16 protein-coding genes are annotated in these 20,661 nt (G+C 43.2%); 6 read left to right on the top strand and 10 right to left on the bottom strand.

Going from position 1 to position 20,661, the window contains the following annotated elements:
* Positions 1-175 precede the first annotated feature (175 nt).
* Entirely contained in the window at positions 176-739 is a 564-nt protein-coding gene (gene infC, locus ACSLBF_RS07740) for a translation initiation factor IF-3 (RefSeq protein WP_440056207.1), read from the bottom strand.
* A 57-nt stretch (positions 740-796) separates the two neighbouring features.
* Positions 797-2,707, bottom strand: coding sequence for a threonine--tRNA ligase (thrS, locus tag ACSLBF_RS07735; RefSeq protein WP_440056028.1), 1,911 nt, complete (start codon positions 2,705-2,707; stop codon positions 797-799).
* A 232-nt stretch (positions 2,708-2,939) separates the two neighbouring features.
* On the opposite strand from thrS, the gene ACSLBF_RS07730 reads away from it, so the two are divergent.
* The 3 genes from ACSLBF_RS07730 (at position 2,940) to ACSLBF_RS07720 (ending at position 6,496) form a co-directional block, all read left to right on the top strand.
* Positions 2,940-3,932: an endonuclease/exonuclease/phosphatase family protein gene (locus ACSLBF_RS07730; protein WP_440056027.1), complete on the top strand. Its 993-nt coding sequence runs from the start codon at positions 2,940-2,942 to the stop codon at positions 3,930-3,932.
* Between the two features lie 33 nt (positions 3,933-3,965).
* Positions 3,966-4,412 (top strand): DUF3010 family protein, encoded by a 447-nt coding sequence (locus ACSLBF_RS07725; protein WP_440056026.1) that lies wholly within the window; start codon positions 3,966-3,968, stop codon positions 4,410-4,412.
* A 239-nt stretch (positions 4,413-4,651) separates the two neighbouring features.
* Positions 4,652-6,496, top strand: a complete 1,845-nt coding sequence (locus ACSLBF_RS07720; protein WP_440056025.1) for an ABC transporter ATP-binding protein — start codon at positions 4,652-4,654, stop codon at positions 6,494-6,496.
* Here ACSLBF_RS07720 and ACSLBF_RS07715 read toward each other — a convergent pair.
* Positions 6,480-7,082, bottom strand: a complete 603-nt coding sequence (locus ACSLBF_RS07715; RefSeq protein WP_440056024.1) for a TetR/AcrR family transcriptional regulator — start codon at positions 7,080-7,082, stop codon at positions 6,480-6,482. The genes ACSLBF_RS07720 and ACSLBF_RS07715 overlap by 17 nt on opposite strands.
* Positions 7,083-7,382: 300 nt before the next feature.
* Between ACSLBF_RS07715 and ACSLBF_RS07710 the strand changes: the two genes are divergently transcribed.
* On the top strand, positions 7,383-8,558 hold the full coding sequence (locus ACSLBF_RS07710; RefSeq protein WP_440056023.1) for an efflux RND transporter periplasmic adaptor subunit: 1,176 nt from the start codon (positions 7,383-7,385) through the stop codon (positions 8,556-8,558).
* A gap of 4 nt (positions 8,559-8,562) precedes the next feature.
* On the top strand, positions 8,563-11,736 hold the full coding sequence (locus ACSLBF_RS07705) for an efflux RND transporter permease subunit (protein WP_440056022.1): 3,174 nt from the start codon (positions 8,563-8,565) through the stop codon (positions 11,734-11,736).
* A gap of 75 nt (positions 11,737-11,811) precedes the next feature.
* Here the strand turns inward: ACSLBF_RS07705 and ahr are convergent, their stop codons facing one another.
* The 3 genes from ahr to glnS all read right to left on the bottom strand — a co-directional run bounded on the left by ahr (position 11,812) and on the right by glnS (position 16,480).
* Entirely contained in the window at positions 11,812-12,816 is a 1,005-nt protein-coding gene (gene ahr, locus ACSLBF_RS07700) for an NADPH-dependent aldehyde reductase Ahr (RefSeq protein ID WP_440056021.1), read from the bottom strand.
* Positions 12,817-12,937: 121 nt separating this feature from the next.
* The gene (locus ACSLBF_RS07695; protein WP_440056020.1) at positions 12,938-14,767 is read right to left on the bottom strand and encodes a protein kinase domain-containing protein; all 1,830 of its coding nucleotides are present in this window, start codon (positions 14,765-14,767) and stop codon (positions 12,938-12,940) included.
* A 48-nt stretch (positions 14,768-14,815) separates the two neighbouring features.
* Positions 14,816-16,480, bottom strand: a complete 1,665-nt coding sequence (glnS, locus tag ACSLBF_RS07690) for a glutamine--tRNA ligase (RefSeq protein ID WP_440056019.1) — start codon at positions 16,478-16,480, stop codon at positions 14,816-14,818.
* 224 nt (positions 16,481-16,704) lie between these two features.
* Here glnS and ACSLBF_RS07685 point away from each other — a divergent pair, with 224 nt between their 5' ends.
* The gene (locus ACSLBF_RS07685; protein ID WP_440056018.1) at positions 16,705-17,775 is read left to right on the top strand and encodes a DUF3083 family protein; all 1,071 of its coding nucleotides are present in this window, start codon (positions 16,705-16,707) and stop codon (positions 17,773-17,775) included.
* Between the two features lie 181 nt (positions 17,776-17,956).
* Here ACSLBF_RS07685 and ACSLBF_RS07680 read toward each other — a convergent pair whose 3' ends face one another.
* The 4 genes from ACSLBF_RS07680 to ACSLBF_RS07665 all read right to left on the bottom strand — a co-directional run bounded on the left by ACSLBF_RS07680 (position 17,957) and on the right by ACSLBF_RS07665 (position 20,543).
* Positions 17,957-18,319 carry a hypothetical protein gene (locus tag ACSLBF_RS07680; protein ID WP_440056017.1) on the bottom strand — a complete coding sequence of 121 codons (363 nt, stop codon included), beginning with the start codon at positions 18,317-18,319 and terminating at the stop codon, positions 17,957-17,959.
* 71 nt (positions 18,320-18,390) lie between these two features.
* Positions 18,391-18,801, bottom strand: a complete 411-nt coding sequence (gene fos / locus ACSLBF_RS07675; protein WP_440056016.1) for a fosfomycin resistance glutathione transferase — start codon at positions 18,799-18,801, stop codon at positions 18,391-18,393.
* A 66-nt stretch (positions 18,802-18,867) separates the two neighbouring features.
* Complete coding sequence (locus ACSLBF_RS07670) at positions 18,868-19,794, bottom strand: electron transfer flavoprotein subunit alpha/FixB family protein (RefSeq protein WP_440056015.1); 927 nt, start codon at positions 19,792-19,794, stop codon at positions 18,868-18,870.
* Positions 19,791-20,543: an electron transfer flavoprotein subunit beta/FixA family protein gene (locus tag ACSLBF_RS07665; RefSeq protein ID WP_440056014.1), complete on the bottom strand. Its 753-nt coding sequence runs from the start codon at positions 20,541-20,543 to the stop codon at positions 19,791-19,793. The genes ACSLBF_RS07670 and ACSLBF_RS07665 overlap by 4 nt, the downstream gene beginning before the upstream one ends.
* Between the last annotated feature and the right edge of the window lie 118 nt (positions 20,544-20,661).

Below are 20,661 nucleotides of genomic sequence, written 5' to 3'. Positions count from 1 at the left end.
ACTTTCAAGCCTGACTTACGACCATAGCCGGTGAAGAGCGAACTCTTACTTTCTATTCTCGAAATTAAATTCAGCCTTAAGCCTATGATTTAACTATAACTCTTGAATAACCGGATAACGCAGGTGGCGTTAGCACTTTAGACCTGCGTTAAATTCGTTGCGTATTATGCCGAGATTAAGACTTTTTAGCAATAGGTGCCATCATCATTATCATCTGACGGCCTTCTACTTTCCTAGGAAAAGATTCGACTGAAGCGATATCCTCTAACTCGTCTTTAATGCGGTTTAGAAGATCGATACCGATTTCTTGGTGCGCCATTTCACGGCCGCGGAAACGGATCGTTACTTTAGCTTTGTCGCCACCTTCAAGGAATTTGCGAAGGCTACGTAGCTTGACTTGATAGTCACCAACATCAGTACCAGGGCGGAATTTAACTTCCTTAACCTGAATTTGCTTTTGCTTTTTCTTTTGTTCTTTTTGGATTTTTGCTTTTTCAAAAAGGAACTTACCGTAGTCCATCACTTTACACACAGGAGGCTCTGCATTCGGACTGATTTCAACAAGATCTAAACCTGCTTCATCAGCCATAGCCTGTGCATCTTTCAATGAAACAATGCCAGCCTGCTCGCCTTCAGCATCAATTAAGCGAACCTCATTCACTGTAATCTCTTCGTTAATACGATTTTTTTGAGCGTTTGTTTGCCCTTTTTTGCCGCCTCTAATGGTACGTTCCTCCAAAAAATTCAAAAATATTTGCGTGCCCTTGAAAAAGAAAAAGTGCACGCAAGTTAGTTGTTATAGTCGGTTCTTAATTTCTTCGCTAACTTTTGCAATGAAATCTTCTACCGAGAATTTACCTAAATCCTCACCAGTTCGGGTTCTTACAGCAACTTCTTGTTGCTCTACTTCTTTGTCACCGACAACTAGCAAGTAAGGTATACGTTTTAAAGTATGCTCGCGGATTTTAAAACCAATTTTCTCATTTCTCAAGTCAGCGCAAGCTCTTATTCCAAGTTTATTCAACTTTTGTACAACTTCATGAACATAATCCGCCTGTTTATCGGTAATATTCATGATCACAACTTGCTTTGGTGCTAACCAAGTAGGGAATTGACCAGCGTATTCTTCCGTTAAAATACCGATAAAGCGTTCAATTGAACCCAAAATTGCACGGTGGATCATAACCGGAATCTTACGTTCGTTGTTTTCCGCTACATAAGTTGCGCCTAAACGACCAGGTAACGCGAAGTCCAGCTGTACTGTACCACATTGCCAAGCACGTTCTAAACAGTCATAAAGAGTAAATTCGATTTTCGGGCCATAGAATGCCCCTTCACCCGGAAGATATTCAAATTCGATATCTTTAGCTTTTAGTGCCTCAGCTAATGCCGACTCAGCTTTGTCCCACATCTCGTCTTCACCGATGCGTTTTTCTGGACGAGTAGACAGTTTTACAACAATTTTCTCAAAGCCGAATGTTGAGTAAGTGTCATAAACCATATCAATACATGCAGAAACTTCAGCAAAGATCTGTTCTTCAGTACAGAATACATGAGCGTCATCTTGAGTAAAGCCACGAACGCGCATTAATCCATGTAACGCACCAGAAGGTTCATTGCGGTGACAACAACCAAATTCAGCCATGCGTAAAGGCAAGTCGCGATAAGATTTCAAGCCTTGGTTGAAAATTTGTACGTGACCAGGGCAGTTCATTGGTTTGATAGCATATTCACGCTTTTCAGACTCGGTAGTAAACATCGCGTCTGCGTATTTATCCCAGTGACCAGATTTTTCCCAAAGCGCTCTGTCCATCATCATCGGACCTTTCACTTCTTCGTAGTTATATTCGCGTAGTTTTTCACGAACAAACTCTTCTAGCTCGCGATAAATACTCCATCCATCGTTATGCCAAAACACCATACCTGGCGCTTCTTCTTGCCAGTGCCATAAATCCAGTGCTTTACCAATTTTACGGTGATCGCGTTTTTCTGCTTCTTCAAGGCGCTTTAAGTAAGCTTTTAGCTGCTTTTTATCCGCCCATGCCGTACCGTAAATACGCTGCAGCATTTTGTTTTCTGAGTTGCCACGCCAGTATGCACCAGCCACTTTCATTATTTTAAAATGGTGACAAAATTTCATGTTTGGCACGTGCGGACCACGACACATGTCAATATATTCTTCGTGATGGTATAACCCTGGGCGGTCGTCTTTGGCGATATTTTCGTCCAGAATTTCCATTTTGTATGTTTCGCCACGCGCTTCAAATGCGTCACGAGCTTCTTGCCAGCTTACTTTTTTCTTTACTACGTCATAGTCTGTTTTTGCAAGCTCTAACATGCGTTTTTCGATGGCTTCAAGGTCTTCTTGGGTCAACGAATGCTCTAGATCAACATCATAATAGAAACCATTGTCTATTGTCGGACCAATTGCCATTTTCGCTTCTGGAAAAAGTTGCTTAATAGCGTGACCAATTAAGTGCGCACACGAGTGGCGAATAATTTCTAAACCATCTTCGTCTTTTGCAGTGATGATTTCTAGCGCTGCATCGGCTTCAATAAGATCACAAGCATCAACGCGTTCGCCATTCACGCGACCAGCGATGGTCGCTTTCGCAAGACCAGGACCAATGTCTTGAGCGACTTCTAAAGTTGTGACAGGGTTTTCAAAAATACGCTGACTGCCGTCAGGAAGAGTAATTACTGGCATGAGATTTCCTATTTACAGTGGTGACACCTACGACGCGCCACATGTATTCATTTATTTTGATATCGTTCGTGCCCAACAACGCTTTTACGAATAAGCATTGTATGTACAATTAGATTGCATCGTTTGGGGTCTTTCAAACTTAAGACGCTATTTTGTCGTTTAACTTGGCTAAGTGCAAGCCTCTGACTAAAATTATTATGCTAATCAGGTTGATATTTAAATTGGAGCTGTAGTGACTAAAAAGCGATATCGTTTTGCAACCTTTAATCTTTTGAACTTTGCAGCACCGCCCTATTCTTTCTATCAACTACACGAACGTTATGACGACACTCAATGGCAGACCAAAAGCCAATTTATTACCGGACTTGTTCAACATATTGACGCTGATGTCATTGTTTTTCAAGAAGTGTTCAGTCCTAGCACATTACAATCTCTATGTGAGGACTTAGGGCTAGAACACTTCATCACGGTAGATATCCCCAGCCCAGATGTTGTGTACCCTACGGTACTTTTTCGCCCTGTTGTGGCTCTCGCATCAAAACTACCGATTAAATCGTTTACACCCCTTGAGCCCTGTTCAGAGCTTTTGGAGTACTTAAATAATCAACATCAATTTAAATTTAACCGAACACCTATTAAATGTAGTTTTGATATCCCGCAGTTTGGTTTGCTTACTTGTTATGCTGTGCACTTCAAGTCACAACGTGTTCACTCTATGGCGCACATGCTCGACGAGCACAGCCAAGACGATCCTCTACTTGAACTATTACACGAGACTGTCGGTACACTGCAATCTCAGATCTCCCGCTCTCTCGAAGCTTCTATTATTTATTATGATGCACTTAAAACACAAAGAGAAAAACAAGCAGCGACCCTAGTGATGGGAGATTTCAACGACCAGCTAGACAGTCCAGCTCTTTCCTTTATGACCCAAACTTTTCCGCTTACTTTGAATGCTTCGGTCTTTGAAAGTGTTGGCCTGTTCGATAGCTACGAATTTGCAAACAATGCGCAATTGGTTAAACCGGCTAGCCATTATTATCAAGGTGAAGGAAATGTACTAGATTATATACTTTGCTCCAAAGAGTTTAACCCTAATAGAGCTAAGCCTTGTGTTAAAGAGCTGAAATATCTTAGTTTCGATGCACATTTAGACCCTAAAAAACAACGAGAAGATATTTGCTATTCAGACCACGCCGCAATAGCAATAGAAATTACACTATGAGATAATCTGTTTTTTGCATAATCGGACACAACAATGAAAACACTTGGAGTCGAAATTTCTGGCAGCGAAGCATTGCTTTGTTTGTTGACCAAAGAAGACGACGTATTTGATATCAGAGATATTCGTCAAAGGCGCTTCACTCTTGCCAATCAAGGCTTAGAGCTTGAGGATATGCGAAAATTCCAATTTGATGTGGCTAAGCTTGTTGAAGATTACGGTGTTGATTCTATCGCTATCCGCCAACGTCCTCATAAAGGTAAGTTTGCCGGCAGTGCAGCTGGATTTAAAATGGAAGCTGCGTTACAACTTATTCCAAAAGTTGACGTAAAGTTACTCACCGGCACTGAAGTCAAGGAACAACTCAAGGCTAATCCACTACCTGTTGATTATGAAGACACCGGACTTAAAAAGTTCCAAGAACAAGCTTTTATTAATGCTTATGTATACATTATGCGCAAAACTTACAGGAAAGAAGATTAAGTCAAGCGCCATTTGTTCTGGCACTATTCATCACGCTTAAAATTAACAAGGCCAGCTTCTGACTGGTCTTGCCTGACATCCTAACCGCAATACCGTTCATTTCAGTGACTAATCTTGTCTGTCCATTGCGGCATAACGCTGTTTTTAGGCAGCTGGTAGATTAACGTTAGTGAAATAAAATAAAACATATTAAGATATTCCTTCGCAGTAGGCTCTCACGAGCATTGAAGGAAACGTATATGTACAAAATATTTGAGCGATTTACCGAACCCTTCCCAAATAAGGAAGCGGTTCAGCCACCAAAAACCCTATTCTCTTTTTGTCGATTTTACACAAAAGGCATGGAAGTCCCACTCGTTATTATGTCTTTTTGTTCGGCGCTACTGGCCGTCCTTGAGGTCACACTTTTTAGCTTTATGGGAACGCTGGTTGACTGGCTGAGTACACATACACCAGAGCAACTATTTACCCAAAAGCGCTCAGAACTGATAAAAATGAGCGTTATTACGCTAATAGTTCTCCCCCTTTTAGTGGTTTTAAGAAGCTCATTGCTACATCAAAGCTTGCTTGGAAATTACCCGATGGCCATCCGTTGGCTAGCGCATCGCTATTTGCTCAAACAAAGCATGTCATTTTATCAAGATGACTTTGCTGGTCGCATTGCCACCAAAGTGATGCAAACATCTTTGGCAGTTAGAGAAGCTGTGATTAAGCTACTTGGCATTTTAGTATATGTTGTAGTGTATTTTGGCGCCATACTGACACTACTCGCGAACAGCGACAGTCGCCTGATGATACCTATGTTAGTTTGGTTATTTTTATATATCGGATTGCAATTTTACTTTGTACCGAGACTGAAGAAGGTGTCTAGTGAACAAGCGGATGCCCGCTCAGAGATGACGGGCCGTATCGTTGATAGTTACACCAACATTTCCACCGTGAAACTGTTTTCTTACACCAAAAGAGAAGAAGACTACGCCAAAGACAGCATGGCTGTATTTATCAAACCCGTATATAAACAGATGCGTTTAGCAACCGGTCTGGATGCCAGTATTCATATGTTGGGCTTTTCATTGGTGTTTAGTGTCGCCGCCATGTCCATACACTTATGGTCCTTGGACGCGGTTACAACTGGCGCTATCGCTATCGTCGTCAGCCTTGCACTGCGCCTTAATGGTATGGCGCAATGGATTATGTGGGAAGTCAGTGGATTGTTTGAGAACATTGGCACTGTAATTGATGGCATGAATACCCTGTCCAAACCACTGGATATTGTAGATAAAAAAGACGCAAAATCGCTAAAATTAACCCATGGTAAAATCGAATTTAGCAACTCCACTTTCGCCTATAAACGCCAGGATGTGAATAAGCAACATAATGTGATTGACGCATTAAACCTAACCATACAGGCAGGTGAAAAAATTGGTTTAGTAGGTCGCTCTGGCGCTGGTAAATCCACTCTGGTAAATCTGTTGTTGCGCTTTTACGAGCCAGATCAAGGTGCTATCAAAATTGACGATCAAGATATCTGTCAAGTGACGCAAGAAAGCTTACGCCAGCATATTGCGATGGTAACACAAGACACTTCACTACTTCACCGCAGTGTGCGCGACAATATTTTGTACGGCAGACCAGATGCGACAGAAGAAGAAATGATTGCAGCGACCAAAAAAGCACAAGCGTTCGACTTTATTCAAGACTTAGAAGATAGTTATGGCAACACAGGTTTTGATGCACAGGTTGGAGAGCGCGGTGTAAAGCTTTCCGGCGGTCAACGTCAACGTATTGCTATCGCCCGAGTGCTACTTAAGAACGCCCCGATTCTCATTTTGGATGAAGCAACTTCTGCGCTCGATTCCGAGGTTGAGCAAGCGATTCAAGAGAGTCTGGATACGTTAATGGAAGGCAAAACTGTTATCGCTATCGCACACCGACTATCAACCATTGCACAAATGGACAGGTTAATCGTATTGGATGATGGCAAAATTGTTGAGCAAGGCTCTCATCAAACCTTGCTAGAAAAAGGCGGTATATACGCCAAATTATGGTCTCATCAAACTGGCGGATTCATTGGCGTGGAGTAACACCATGACAAAATAAATCAACCGCCTGTTTAACTAACTCTTCAAGCTCCGCTTCTGCAAGCGGAGCTTGCCATTTTATTGCCCTATCCCAATACCCTAAGCGCTTTAAAGCGCCCCAAAAGTAAGAAGCCGCAAAACTTGCATCAAAATGCCCTAAACACCCTGAATTTGCAGCGTCTTCAAACCATTGGATCATCGCGAATTCACAACGGCCAAATTTTTCGTTTAGCTTTTGTGCTTGTTCATAACTACGCATAGACTCGATCATCACAATCCGTGACAGGCGCATGTAATCCTCATCGTTTAAAAGCGACATGGCACTTTGACCCAAATGCTGCAATTGAATAGCAAAGTCGTAGTTCGGAATAAATTGAATGGAAGCAATAGGCTTGATCCGCTCTATAAGTAGCTCGACAACCGCATCAAACAAATCTTCTTTTGTTGGGTAGTGTTTATAGAGCGTTCTTTTTGATACCTCAGCCAGCTGACAAATTGATTCCATAGTGGTCGCTTGTAAGCCTTTATGGGCAAACAGCTCTATCGCTGCACATAAAATAGACTGTTGTTTCGACAATTGTTGTGTCATCTCGATTTACTCGACCCAGGCAATTAACTGAGCTTTTAGTGGATTCGTCTTACTATGTATACTTTAGCGTATACCTTTCTACAAAAAAAGTACACGAAACCGTTTACCTCAAAAACAAGAAGGTATACACTACCGTTTACTTGTACAATTGTCGCACAATGTAGCTATAATCTCACATACTCTATACATTTATTGACAATAGCGCCCAGCTGAACACTTTCTTCAGTGCCCTTAGGGCGAGTTACAAGGTAGTTCCTCGAACTCGAGGCAGCACAATATTCTATTTTTATTGGAGTGTTCATGTATTCAAAATCATTACGCAGTCGATTGACAGGCCTCAGTGTTTTGCTTTTCTCAACAACTTTACTTAGTGCCTGCTCAAAAGCTCCAGAGCAAGCCGGGCAAAACACAATGCCGCCAGCGCAAGTTAATGTTATTAACGTAACTGCAGAAACGGTTCCATTTAGTATAACTCTGCCTGCGACATTAGCGGGCGATAAAGAAATCGAGATCAGAGCTCGGGTTACTGGTATTGTCGAATCACGCAACTTTGATGAAGGCCAGTATGTAAAGGCTGGTCATTCTCTATTCACCATCGAACTTGAGCCTTTCGAGCTAGCGGTAGAAAAAGCAGAAGCGACTTTGCACGGAGCAGAAGCCAACTTGGCACAAGCTAAAAGAGAGCGCGATAGGCTCGAACGCTTAAAAGACGAACGCTCCGTTTCCAAGCGTGACTTTGATAACTCGGTGTCAGCCTACGAGATTGCACAAGCAAATGTTGAATCCGCTAAAGTTGCTCTAAAAGAAGCGAAGTTAGATTTACAGTATGCTCAGGTTGAAGCTCCTGTCTCAGGCATTGTCGGTCGTGAACAGGTATCACTAGGCAGCTACATTTCAGGGCCAGGCACATTACTGACAGAGCTTACAGATACCAGCGTTATGCGTGCACGCTTTGGCTTTTCAGAAAGAGAACAACTGAGAATACGCAAAGATGTAGAAATGGGCTCGCTTAAGTTACCCAGAAATAATGAATTTGATACCACAATTATCTTGCAAGACGGTTCTACATACGGACAAATAGGTAAGGTTAACTTTAGTGACATTCGTGTTAACCGCTACACAGGCACCAGTGAACTACAAGCTAGAATCCCGAACCCCAGTGGTGAATTACGTCCAGGTCAGTTCGTCCGAGTACAACTAGATGGCGCAGTAAGAAATAACGCTATCGTTGTTCCTCAAAAGGCAGTGTTGGACAGTGGCGTAGGCAAATTTGTTTACCTCGCAAGGCAAAACGAACAAGGCATGACTGTAGCATTACCAGCACCTGTAGAAGTTGGAGAGTGGACGCGCTTTAATGACCAAAACATGTGGGTGATCCGCAGCGGCCTTAAGGTTGGCGATCCGGTGATTGTCGAAGGTATGGCTAGGATCTTCTTCCCAGGTATGCCTGTTGCGATAAGTAACCAAGGAGAGTAATCAAATGTTCTCTCGTTACTTTATTAGTCGGCCAATATTTGCCTTCGTTATATCCATCATTATTGTGCTCGCAGGTTTAGCTGCAATGAGGAGCTTACCTATTGCACAGTATCCTGAAATTGCACCTCCGCAAGTCGAGGTTATGGCGGTATACCCTGGCGCCTCAGCGGATGTATTAGAGCAAACAGTTGCAACCCCTCTAGAAAATGCCATTACCGGTGTCGAAGGTATGATGTATATGACATCGACGAGCACCAACTCAGGTGTGACCACGATTACTGTTACATTCGAGATTGGTACCGATGTGGACCAAGCCGCAGTAAATGTAAATAATCGCGTCAAACAGGTGGAAGCCAGACTCCCAGAAGAAACGCGTAGGCAAGGTGTGGTGGTTCAAAAAACCTCCTCTAACTTCTTACAGGTACATGCGTTCTATTCCCCCGATGGTACCCGAGACGGTTTATGGACATCCAACTATGTCACTTTAAACATCTTGGATCGGGTTAAGCGCATTCCAGGCACCACCAATGTGCAGATATTTGGTGCTCGAGATTATGCTATGCGCATTTGGTTACAACCTGATGTAATGAGCCAACTCGGGGTCACTGCCCAAGAGGTGGCAAATGCAATTCGTGAGCAAAACTCTCAATATGCAGCGGGCAGTATTGGCGCTCCACCGACTGCAATGACCGAGCAGTCTTTAGTTTATAGTGTTACGGCAAAAGGTCGTCTGTCATCGACTGAAGAGTTTGAAAACATCATCATTAGAGCGAACCCTGATGGTTCTACATTAAGGTTGAAGGATGTTGCACGTGTTGAATTAGGCTCTAAAGACTATAACTTTCAAGGTACCATCAACGGTAAAGAAGCGGTATTACTCGGTGTATTTTTGCAACCTGGCGCAAACGCGCTAGACGTTGCTGATGAGGTCGAAGCCACTATTGAGGAAATGAAAAAGCAGTTTCCCGAGGGCCTATCTCATATTAACTCGTATGACACAACACGCTTTGTAGAAGTGTCGATAAGAGAAGTACTGAAAACGCTTGGCGAAGCCATGATCTTAGTGTTTTTAGTGGTGTTCTTATTCTTACAGAATTGGCGCGCAACCTTAATCCCAACCTTAGCAGTACCAGTGTCATTGCTCGGCACGTTTGCAGGGCTATATATGCTTGGTTACTCTATCAATACTCTGACATTATTTGGCATGGTACTGTCAATTGGTATCGTTGTGGACGATGCTATTGTAGTTTTAGAGAACGTCGAACGGATCATGCATGAGCAACATCTGAACGCCAAAGAAGCTGCAATTAAAGCAATGCAAGAAGTCAGCGGCCCGGTAGTTGCGATTGTATTGGTATTGTGTTCAGTCTTTGTCCCTATCGCATTTTTAGGCGGTTTGACCGGTGAACTGTTCCGTCAATTTGCTATCACCATCTCTATTTCGGTCAGCTTGTCTGGGGTAGTTGCACTCACCATGACTCCTGCACTTTGTGTTTTGCTATTAAAACATGAACACAAAAAAGACAAAGGCTTCTTTGCTTGGTTCAACAACTGGTTCCAACGCGTTACCGGTCGTTATGTAGGCTCGGTCAGTTTTATGATCCGTCGCGGTGCGTTAGGATTTGTATTAATGGTATCAATGGTTGGTGCAACCGTGATGTTATGGCAGAAAACTCCCAGCTCGTTGGTTCCTGACGAGGACCAAGGGTACTATATGATTGCGGTCTTCTTACCCGATGGCGCTTCTTTACAAAGAACCAAAGAGGTAGCAGATCAAGTCATTGCAGCCGCTCGTTCAAACCCAGCCAATGAAAATGTCGTGGCATTCACCGGTCTTGACTTCATTGGCGGGGGCTTCAAAAACAACGCAGCGACGATGTTTGTGACCCAAAAGCACTGGGATGAACGAGAGGTTCAAGCCAAAGATCTGGTCGGTGAGCTGTTTATGAAAACCGCTCATATTAAAGAAGCCTTGGTGCTTGCGTTCAACCCTCCGGCTATTTTTGGTCTTGGAACAACGGGTGGCTTTGAAGTTTACCTGCAAAATAAAGGCGGAACCGACCCTGCTAAGTTGAAACAAGGCATGCAACTACTGATGGGGGAAGCACAAAAAAGTCCGATACTATCAGGTATTCAAACCCTTTGGCGACCAGATGCCCCGCAACTAAAAGTGCATATGGACAGAGAACAAGCCAGAGCGATGGGTGTTCCAATAAACTCAGCGTTTAACGCACTCGCTGCTAACTTGGGAAATTACTACGTAAACGACTTCAATAAATTTGGCCGCGCTTGGCAGGTTATCATGTCTGCAGACGCACAATTTAGAATGACCCCTGAAGATGTAGGTCGTATCTATGTTAAAAACGCGCAGGGTGAAATGGTGCCCATATCTGCCTTTACAGATGTTGAATATAGCCGCGGTCCAGAAACCTTAAATCGTTACAACAATATGTCTGCTGTTATGCTAATGGGTGAAGCCGCACCGGGCTATAGCTCGGGTCAAGCTATTGCAGAATTTGAACGTATTGCCGCAAAAGTTCTACCGCCCGATATGACCTATGAGTGGACAGGCTCAGCGTATCAAGAAAAGCAGAATTCGGGTACAACCGGACTTGCAATTGGTATGGCGGTGGTAATGGTGTTTTTGATCCTTGCCGCGCTTTATGAGCGCTGGTCATTGCCAATATCCGTACTGCTGGCTCTACCATTTGGTACGTTCGGCGCGCTCATATCAATTTGGGTAGCAGGATTAACCAATGATGTGTATTTCCAAATTGGCTTGGTTACTCTGTTAGGTCTTGCCAGCAAAAACGCTATTTTAATCGTGGAATATGCCTTGATGAAATACCAACAAGGTTGGAGCCCAGCGACTGCTGCGCTTGAAGCCGCTCGCTTGAGATTTAGACCGATTATTATGACGTCTTTGGCGTTCATTTTGGGCGTGGTTCCCTTGGTGATCAGTTCAGGGGCTGGCGCCGGTGCAAGGCATAGTGTTGGTACTGGCGTTATGGGTGGTATGCTATCTGCAACCTTCCTAGCGGTGTTCTTTTTACCCTTGTTTTTCTACTGGTTAACCTCAAGACGCGTTTCGGAGCGCCGTAGCAAACAAGAACTTGCCGACGAAATCGCTCACAATCATAAAAAAGAGCATGTTGACACGGATGAAGGATTAGCCTAACGGCTAGTTTAGCTACTTAGTAAAAGGCCCCATTTAGTAACACTAAATGGGGCCTTTTGTTATGACGGTGAGACTCTATTTTTCTAGAATTACTCGGTATCTAGCCTTACCCGCTCTAACGTGTTCAATTGCCGCATTGATATCGCTGAATTTAAAGAATTCAGCTTGCGGTTTGATATTGTGCTGAGCAGCAAAATCTAGCATTTTAGCAATCGTCGCTGGGCTTCCTACTGGCGAGCCTGAAATACTGCGCTGACCGGCTATTAACCCAAATGCACCGATATCCAATGGCTCAAGCGTTGCACCAACAAAGTGTAAACGCCCCTTTGGCTTTAAAGTGTTAATGTAAGCATTCCAATCAAGCTTTACGTTTACCGTTGAAATAATGTAATCGAACCGCCCAGCCGCTTGTTCCAACTCTTGTGGATCACGTGAATTAATGATGTAATGCGCCCCCATCTCTTTAGCTTCTTGCGCTTTACTTTCGCTGGAAGTAAACGCCGTCACCTCGCATCCCCAAGCATTTAAAAATTGCAGCGCCAAGTGCCCTAGCCCACCGATACCAATTACCGCCACCTTATCTGTGGGTTCAACATTAAATTGGACTAACGGGTTAAATACCGTGATCCCACCACAGAACAGCGGCCCTGCAGTTGTTGCATCAATTCCGTCGGGTAAGACTACGACACTACTTGCTTGTGCTCGTACTTTATCGGCAAATCCACCATGATGTGAAACGATAGTGCCTTGCGCCGTTGCACATAAGTTATGATCACCACCGTTACAACTACCACAGTGTCCACAATAGCCACTATGCCAACCTAGCCCCACTGTTTGCCCAACCTTTAAGTGACTGACATGACTACCAACTTGGCTGATCTTTCCAATCACTTCATGACCACCGACCAACGGATATTCACTCAGTCCCCACTCATTATCGATCATCGACAGATCGGAATGACAAATTCCACAATATTCGACTTCAATATCGACTTCATCTGGCCCAAGCCCACCTAGTTCATATTGGTATGGCTCGACCTTAGCTCCGGCAGACATCGCTGCAAATGCATTTACTTTCATGAGAACTCCTTGATATTCATTATGCTGTAGTTTATCACGCAGAAGGTGTCGACTATGACGCCAGCATATTCGCTTATTGTAGAAACTTAGTTTAGTTGATGATTACGCAGTGGACTTGGTTTTAGATCGCTGGATCAGACAGTGCTTTGGGGTTTTTTGGAAAAAAGAAATCGGGTTGCTTCTCACGCAGTGCAAATTCACGTGTATTTTTATAAGGTAACTTCATAAAACCTGCAACACCGTAGTCTTGAATGCTTACTGCGTATTGCATAATCTGTGTGAGGATTGCGTTAAAACGCGCTTCTTTACTGGCATCAAGTAAACGATAGTAATAGTGTATTTTCATCCTATCTTGTAACGACTCAAAGATAATACAACCGGTATGATGAATTTGGTTTAGTTCAAATACACATTGAATGATTTGCTTGGGTAACTGCAGCTGCTCGTCTGGATCTTTACCATCTTCAAAATAGGAATGAGGACGCGTAACTTCGTTGGTAGATACATCACTCACGCTATATTCTAGCTCGGGAAGTTGATCAAAAATAAACGCACCGGTACCGTCACGTTCTAGCTGAATAGTTTGCCGTGCATCTAGTAAGCAACATTTGAACAACCCCTTTTGCTGAATACTCTGCGCTAACATCACCGTGGCATTAATCGCATCTTTGAACGCCCGATTCAGCGATTCATCATGTAAAATAAGACTCGACTCAACAAATAGCTGCTCTGCTTTCCAGTGAAAGCTCAATCCGCCCACCACGGGATACTTTGCTAGCCGACTGATGGATGCAAGAAAGGCCTTTTCGGTGTCACCAGTATCAAACAAAAACTCTTTGTAATATCGGTCTAACTGCGCGTCGTTAACCTCTTTGAGATTTTGTTTATGGTCTGCGCGACGTAAAAACTGCTTTCGCGAGCTATACACAACAGTGTCAGGTTTGCTCTGAGTCTCATGCGTCCAAAACGGAATGCTGGTTTTTTTTGGTGCAAGGTCTAATTCAGGTATGTAAGTTTTTGCGATTGCAGGCATATTTCGAATGAAGTAATCCCCTGCTGCATCTCTAATTGCTTTGTCTTTGCTGAGCATTCCATCAATGGTTTTGGCGAACACAACAGGCAATCCCAAACTAGATGCCGGGATCACATTTGCGCCAAACCGACAAGACTGAGCACTAGCAAGGGCATAAATTGTTGATGCTACGCCCTGCTCGTCAAACCTTGGTGATGACTGTGCGCCAGACATTTGTTCGTCACCAATAAAGTACACATCCCCCATCCGCGCGTTTGTTGCACTAACGTCAGAGGACATTAAATCCATGATATTGCTGGCTACTGGTTCGCCATGTACATCGACCTGCGCATAAACCGAGCTACCCCAATCCACAAGCGCAAAGCTGTCGGACTGCCTGTCCCAAACAATATTAGAAGGTTTGATGTCACCGTGCACAATGGGCTGAATTGACATGCCATTTCTTCGCTCGCGTAAATCAACTAGCACATTGCGCAGTTTTAGTGCTAATGAAACAAGCGTAAGAGCATTAAAGCGACCCTGCTTAATGGAGATCTTTTCTAAGTCTTCTCCTTTGGCCCGCTCCATCATTAAGATCCCTTGTTTCTTTGCACGCTCAAACGCATAAAACTTCGGAACCATCGGATTGTTGATCTGCGAAAGCATATAGCCCTCGTCTTCGAGTCGGTCCCTAACACTTTGTGCAAGCGTAATTCTGGAGAATTTAAAAACCCACTCTTTTCCCGTTTCGCTGGTGCCTGCAAATACGAAACCAAAAGCACCGGAACCAATAACTTCCACATTTTTGTAGCCCAGCAATGACAGCTGCTTTTTACAAATATTTAGCCATTGACGGTGTTTTTTAGCATCATGATGAGACAACAAGTACACTGACTGTTGTTCATTGATATAGAAGTGTTGTATGGACTTTTCTGACATATTCGAGACACAAAAAAGGCCGACAAGCGCCGACCTTAGTTGAATAACTTACTCTTTAGGCTCTATTTTTGCCCATGAATCACGCAAACCAACCGTTTGGTTAAACACCAAACCTTGTTCTTTGTTATCACGGCAATAATAGCCTAAACGCTCAAACTGGAATCCTTGCTCAGCATTTGCATCAGCAAGCGAAGGCTCAAGTTTAGCATTAGCTATAACCGTTAATGACTCAGGATTTAATACCTCAGTAAAGTCATCTGCCGCAGCAGGGTTTGGCACCGAAAACAGACGGTCATACTGACGTACCGTTGCATCCACGCAATGCGAAGCCGACACCCAGTGAATTACACCTTTCACTTTGCGCCCATCTTCTGGGTTTTTGCCCAACGTATCAGGGTCATAGCTACAGAAAATAGTTTGAATATTGCCGTTACTATCTTCTTCAATACGTTCTGCTTTAATCACGTAAGCGTTACGCAATCTCACTTCTTTACCTAACACCAAACGCTTGAACTTTTTGTTCGCTTCGACGCGGAAGTCTTCTCTTTCGATAAATACTTCACGCGTAAACGGTAACTGACGAGAACCCATATCTAGCGTTGGGTGGTTTGGCGCTTCTAACATTTCCACCTGATCGGCATCATAGTTTTCAATCACAATGCGAACCGGATCTAGCACAGCCATCGCGCGCGGTGCATTTTCATTAAGGTCATCACGAATACACGCTTCTAGCATACCCATTTCAACCATGTTATCCATTTTGGTTACACCAATACGCTTACAGAATTCACGGATTGAAGTTGGCGTGTAGCCACGGCGACGTAAACCAGCGATGGTTGGCATACGCGGATCATCCCAACCATCCACGTGGTTATTAACCACTAGGTCGTTAAGCTTACGCTTAGACATTACCGTGTACTCAAGATTAAGTCTTGAGAATTCAATCTGCTGTGGGTGGCACTCTATGCTGATATTATCCAATACCCAATCATACAAACGGCGGTTATCTTGGAACTCTAGCGTACAAAGTGAATGCGTGATCCCTTCCAACGCATCGGAGATACAATGCGTAAAATCATACATTGGATAAATGCACCATTTATCGCCCGTTTGGTGATGGTGAGCAAAACGAATACGATAGATGATAGGATCGCGAAGCACCATAAACGAGCTTGCCATATCAATCTTGGCACGAAGTACACATTCGCCTTCTTTAAACTCACCATTTTTCATTTTTTCAAACAGCGCTAGGTTTTCTTCAGGGCTGGTATCGCGGTAAGGACTGTGTTTACCTGGCTCTGTTAGCGTGCCACGATATTCTCTCGCTTGCTCTGGCGTTAGGAAGCACACATAAGCCAAACCTTTATTAATTAGCTCAACCGCGTACTCGTACAGTTTGTCAAAATAGTTTGATGAGTAACAAATGTCACCATCCCACTCAAAACCAAGCCAATGAACGTCATTTTTAATTGAATTAACGTAATTGATGTCTTCTTTTTCTGGGTTAGTGTCATCAAAACGCAAGTTACATTTGCCTTTGTAATCCTGAGCAATACCAAAGTTCAAGCAAATTGATTTTGCATGTCCAATGTGTAAAAACCCGTTCGGCTCAGGCGGAAAACGCGTATGTGTAGAAGCATGTTTTCCACTTGCAAGGTCACTATCAATAATATTTCGAATAAAGTTTGATGGGCGATTCTCAGTTTCCGCCATAGGAAATCTTTCCTCTGAATTATGCTCGTAATTTAACTGTGGCATTATTACAAAATCTAACGCGAACTTACAGCAAATAAATAACAGGAATGTGTATTTGTGGGAACAACAATAGGTTAATATTATTCAATACACTTTTGTGACATATTTTGTTCTAGCGCAATACATCTGTCACAATTTAATCATATAGTTGCGCCGTAAAATCAGTTTTGGAAAGGAAAATCATGGCAACATTAAACTTGAACCGCGTGTACATCCCCACAAAGGCGAGAAACAACCACTATATTCTGGTGCAATTTGAGCCTAGTGATGAGTTTTATAATTGTTTCGATACTGCAGAAGCGTGTTACGAACGACTAGCAAGGCAGCTGTTTGCGTTATGTGACGAGTATGAATTGCACAACGTTCACGTTATTGCTAATGACAAACTGCCTGTTATTCGTTATCACGACGAAGCTTATACAATTCAGACAGACAACCAGCTGTTGTTTTTTTACAACCCTAGATTTCATGAAGCCCATCAAACCTACATTGAAAAGGGTTATAAGGCTAAGAAGATCAGATTGTTGTTCTTGGCAACAGGTAACGAACTCAGAGCAAACGCTGCGAACTTTCATAGCAAAGTAAAACATGTTCTTGATGAACTAAAAGACGGTATTATCTCGCCAATGCCAAGCTTTAGAGTAAGAGATCACCAACATCTTACTTACGATCTATATGCCAAAGCTAAGGGTGATAAAGAGTCTTATGGTTATAAACTACGTGCACTCTACCCTCGTTATCAAGCAAGAAACTGCTCGCTACCCGAATCCCATAGCGAAATGACCTATGTCACTTTCAGCGTACCAGTGTCGCGTAATTTTAAAACCGAGTATCAAAGCTTGCTAAGACCTAGTGACTACGGACAATTTTATCGTCTTATTGAAGATAAGTTTCTATCGGCTTGTTCGAACAAGCAGCTCAATATGGTTGCGATGGTTGCGGATGGCAAATTGCCGATAGTACGGAGCAATAAACAAGATCAATCAGCAGATCGTCATGAGCTACAAAAACTAAGCTTTGACACCCACTCAACTGACAACCAAATATTCTCGGTATATAACGAAGAAAACTTGGTTGATACGTTACGCTTTGTCATCGTCGCGCATGAAAAAGACAAAAAGGATATGGGTTATGGCCGATTCTTAAATCATGTTGAATCAGCGATCAAAAGCTTTATTAACGATTTGCCAATCAATACTGAGCGTCAAGACGTTAACGTGCGCTTCTTCCAACATATCAGTTACGACCACTAAATTGATCTGAATGAGTATTAGCTTAACCTGTCAGATTTGATTGTTATGACTTGATCAAATCTGACAGTCGCATAAGCTAGAAGTAGACGGTGGAAATGCTAAGCTAACGGGCGGGAATGCAGCTGTATTATTATTGTGTAGCACCGTTGTGAGTGTGGCAAGACGCGCTTCGTTATGTTACTTAACCCGAGTATTTAACTACTTTTTTGTGCTCAATCCCACGGTCATCTAATGCGACCATGAAATGAGCACTATCAGTAGGCCAAATAAACTCTAAACTATTCAACAAGTTTACATCGACATTTTGGTTTGCAAGATGACGACTAAGTCCATCTGCCCAATACCCAATAGACTTCTTAATTCTATCAGTACACAGCTGATTTGGTTCAAACTTTCTATTTAGCCAGTTGATAACAATTTCGTGACCTTGGCTGTGTATAACTGCTAATTCATAGAATACATAATCGCCATCTACATAATTTTCATCGCTAACAAAGCTATGTCCGAAATTATGAATGGCCGATTTTATATTTTTATACTTCATGGGCTACAAGTCCCCCTTGCGGGCCACCCTACCAAAACTTATCTTATTTGAGGAGTAACCTTGATCACTCCTCAATCCACTTCTTGATGCCAAATTAAGTCTTTATATGGCTTTGTTTTTAAGCTTTCCAGACGACTTTTTAGGTCACCGCAGTGCAATTCTAACTGATGTCCGTCTGGGTCAAGCAGATAAATAGAATCACCTTCGCTGGTATTACGTTTCCAGATCTTTACATTTTGCTCCGTTAGCATTGGCAGTATGTTATTCAAATCTGACTGCTCAATAGTAAATGCAATATGAGTATAATCTTTAGCTGGACAGGTATTGCCGTGTGAAAGACACAACCACACGTCTTGGGACCTTAAATATGCGCCTTTGTCCCAGCTAACTAATAATTCGAAACCTAGCACTTGATTATAAAACCCAATAGAGACAGATAAATCGCTTACCGCAATGGTGATATGGTTCAATCCTTTTAACATGTACGCTCCAAAAACGAAAAAAGCCGTGGCACAGGGCTCAACGGCTTTAACAACCAGAATTTAAACTTATAGCGCTTTTTCAAGCTCAGGTAGTGCGTCAAACAGATCTGCAACTAAACCATAGTCTGCAACTTGGAAAATCGGTGCTTCTGGATCTTTATTGATAGCAACAATTACCTTTGAATCTTTCATACCTGCCAAGTGCTGGATCGCTCCACTGATCCCAACGGCAATATACAGATCCGGAGCCACAATTTTACCCGTTTGGCCAACCTGCATATCATTTGGCACAAATCCAGCATCTACAGCGGCACGCGATGCGCCAATGGCAGCGCCAAGCTTATCCGCAATACCATTTAGTAACGCGAAGTTTTCACCATTTTGCATTCCTCGACCACCAGATATAACGACTGGCGCGGCATTTAACTCAGGGCGTTCAGATTCAGTCTGTTCAATACTAACAAACGAACTCAGCTCAGTTGCAATAGCCTGTGACTGTGAAACTACAGTGCAAGCATCTTGGCTAGCAGCGGGATCAAAAGCAGAGGCACGAACCGTGATCACTTTTACTGTATCAAGGGACTTAACCGTCGCGATGGCGTTACCAGCGTAAATTGGTCGTTTGAATGTATCTGCATCGACAACATCGATAATTTCAGAAATTTGTGACTTGTCCAACAACGCGGCCACGCGCGGCGCAATGTTTTTGCCGGTTGTCGAAGCTGAGAACACGATGTGGCTGTAGTTTGAAGCTAACTCGACAACCAATTCAGCGGTATTTTCTGCTAGCTGATGCTCATATACGCTATCGTCAACTAACACGACGTTAGTGACACCTGCAATGGTCGCTGCTGCATTTGCAACATCAGCAACTCCAGCGCCAGCTACCAACACGGTAACGTCACTATCAATCTTAGCTGCGGCTGTCACAACTTTGTTGGTTTCAGGCTTTAATGCGCCGTTTTCGTGTTCAGCAATGACTAATACGCTCATGAAATCACCTTTGCTTCTGTTTTTAGTTTTGCGACTAACTCTGCTACACTCTCGACTATAACACCACCTGAACGTTTAGCAGGTTCCTCTACTCTAACCAGCTCAACGCGTGGAGAAAGATCGACGCCCAGCGAATCCGCGGCAACCACATCAAGCGGCTTACGCTTTGCTTTCATGATGTTAGGTAATGAGGCATAACGTGGCTCATTCAAACGCAGATCGGTAGTCACTACAGCTGGTAGTGCAAGGGAAACAGTCTGTAAACCACCGTCAACCTCACGAGTTACTAAAATTTTACCACCTTCAACAACCACTTTGGAGGCGAATGTCCCTTGACCACGCTTAGTCAGTGCTGCAAGCATTTGCCCAGTTTGGTTGTTATCCGAGTCAATAGATTGTTTACCCAGAATAACCAGCTCAGGCGCTTCTTGCTCAACCAGCTTTGCAAGCAGCTTGGCAATATGTAATGACTCAAGCTTAGCATCTGTTTCTAGATGAATAGCTCTATCTGCACCTAATGCCAGCGCAGTTCTTAACTGCTCCTGACAAGCTTTGTCGCCTATTGAAACAGCAATAACTTCTGTAGCTTGCCCAGCTTCTTTTAAACGTACTGCTTCTTCTACTGCAATTTCACAAAAAGGGTTGATTGCCATTTTTACATTGCTTAAATCAACATCACTGTTGTCTGATTTGACTCTCGCCTTGACGTTGTAGTCAATCACTCGTTTGATTGGCACAAGTACTTTCATGGTTACTCCATCATCTGGTTATTCTTTTTACTGACGTCTACGTCAACAAATTATTTTATGGGAATCAGACTACTTCCTGTTGACGTAAACGTCAACCTAAAATAACCTTAGCTTAACT

This window comes from Pseudoalteromonas sp. T1lg65 (assembly GCF_051930985.1).
Lineage (GTDB): Bacteria > Pseudomonadota > Gammaproteobacteria > Enterobacterales > Alteromonadaceae > Pseudoalteromonas.
The sequence above is the reverse complement of the archived record's forward strand: the minus strand, read 5'-3'. Positions and strand labels throughout refer to the sequence as shown.

Bases quoted from the DNA above. Each gene is read 5' to 3' on its own strand.
- thrS (WP_440056028.1), bottom strand. From the start codon at position 2,707: ATGCCAGTAATTACTCTTCCTGACGGCAGTCAGCGTATTTTTGAAAAC.
- ACSLBF_RS07725 (WP_440056026.1), top strand. From the start codon at position 3,966: ATGAAAACACTTGGAGTCGAAATTTCTGGCAGCGAAGCATTGCTTTGT.
- ACSLBF_RS07720 (WP_440056025.1), top strand. From the start codon at position 4,652: ATGTACAAAATATTTGAGCGATTTACCGAACCCTTCCCAAATAAGGAA.
- ACSLBF_RS07715 (WP_440056024.1), bottom strand. From the start codon at position 7,082: ATGACACAACAATTGTCGAAACAACAGTCTATTTTATGTGCAGCGATA.
- ACSLBF_RS07710 (WP_440056023.1), top strand. From the start codon at position 7,383: ATGTATTCAAAATCATTACGCAGTCGATTGACAGGCCTCAGTGTTTTG.
- ACSLBF_RS07705 (WP_440056022.1), top strand. From the start codon at position 8,563: ATGTTCTCTCGTTACTTTATTAGTCGGCCAATATTTGCCTTCGTTATA.
- ahr (WP_440056021.1), bottom strand. From the start codon at position 12,816: ATGAAAGTAAATGCATTTGCAGCGATGTCTGCCGGAGCTAAGGTCGAG.
- ACSLBF_RS07695 (WP_440056020.1), bottom strand. From the start codon at position 14,767: ATGTCAGAAAAGTCCATACAACACTTCTATATCAATGAACAACAGTCA.
- glnS (WP_440056019.1), bottom strand. From the start codon at position 16,480: ATGGCGGAAACTGAGAATCGCCCATCAAACTTTATTCGAAATATTATT.
- ACSLBF_RS07685 (WP_440056018.1), top strand. From the start codon at position 16,705: ATGGCAACATTAAACTTGAACCGCGTGTACATCCCCACAAAGGCGAGA.
- ACSLBF_RS07680 (WP_440056017.1), bottom strand. From the start codon at position 18,319: ATGAAGTATAAAAATATAAAATCGGCCATTCATAATTTCGGACATAGC.
- fos (WP_440056016.1), bottom strand. From the start codon at position 18,801: ATGTTAAAAGGATTGAACCATATCACCATTGCGGTAAGCGATTTATCT.
- ACSLBF_RS07670 (WP_440056015.1), bottom strand. From the start codon at position 19,794: ATGAGCGTATTAGTCATTGCTGAACACGAAAACGGCGCATTAAAGCCT.
- ACSLBF_RS07665 (WP_440056014.1), bottom strand. From the start codon at position 20,543: ATGAAAGTACTTGTGCCAATCAAACGAGTGATTGACTACAACGTCAAG.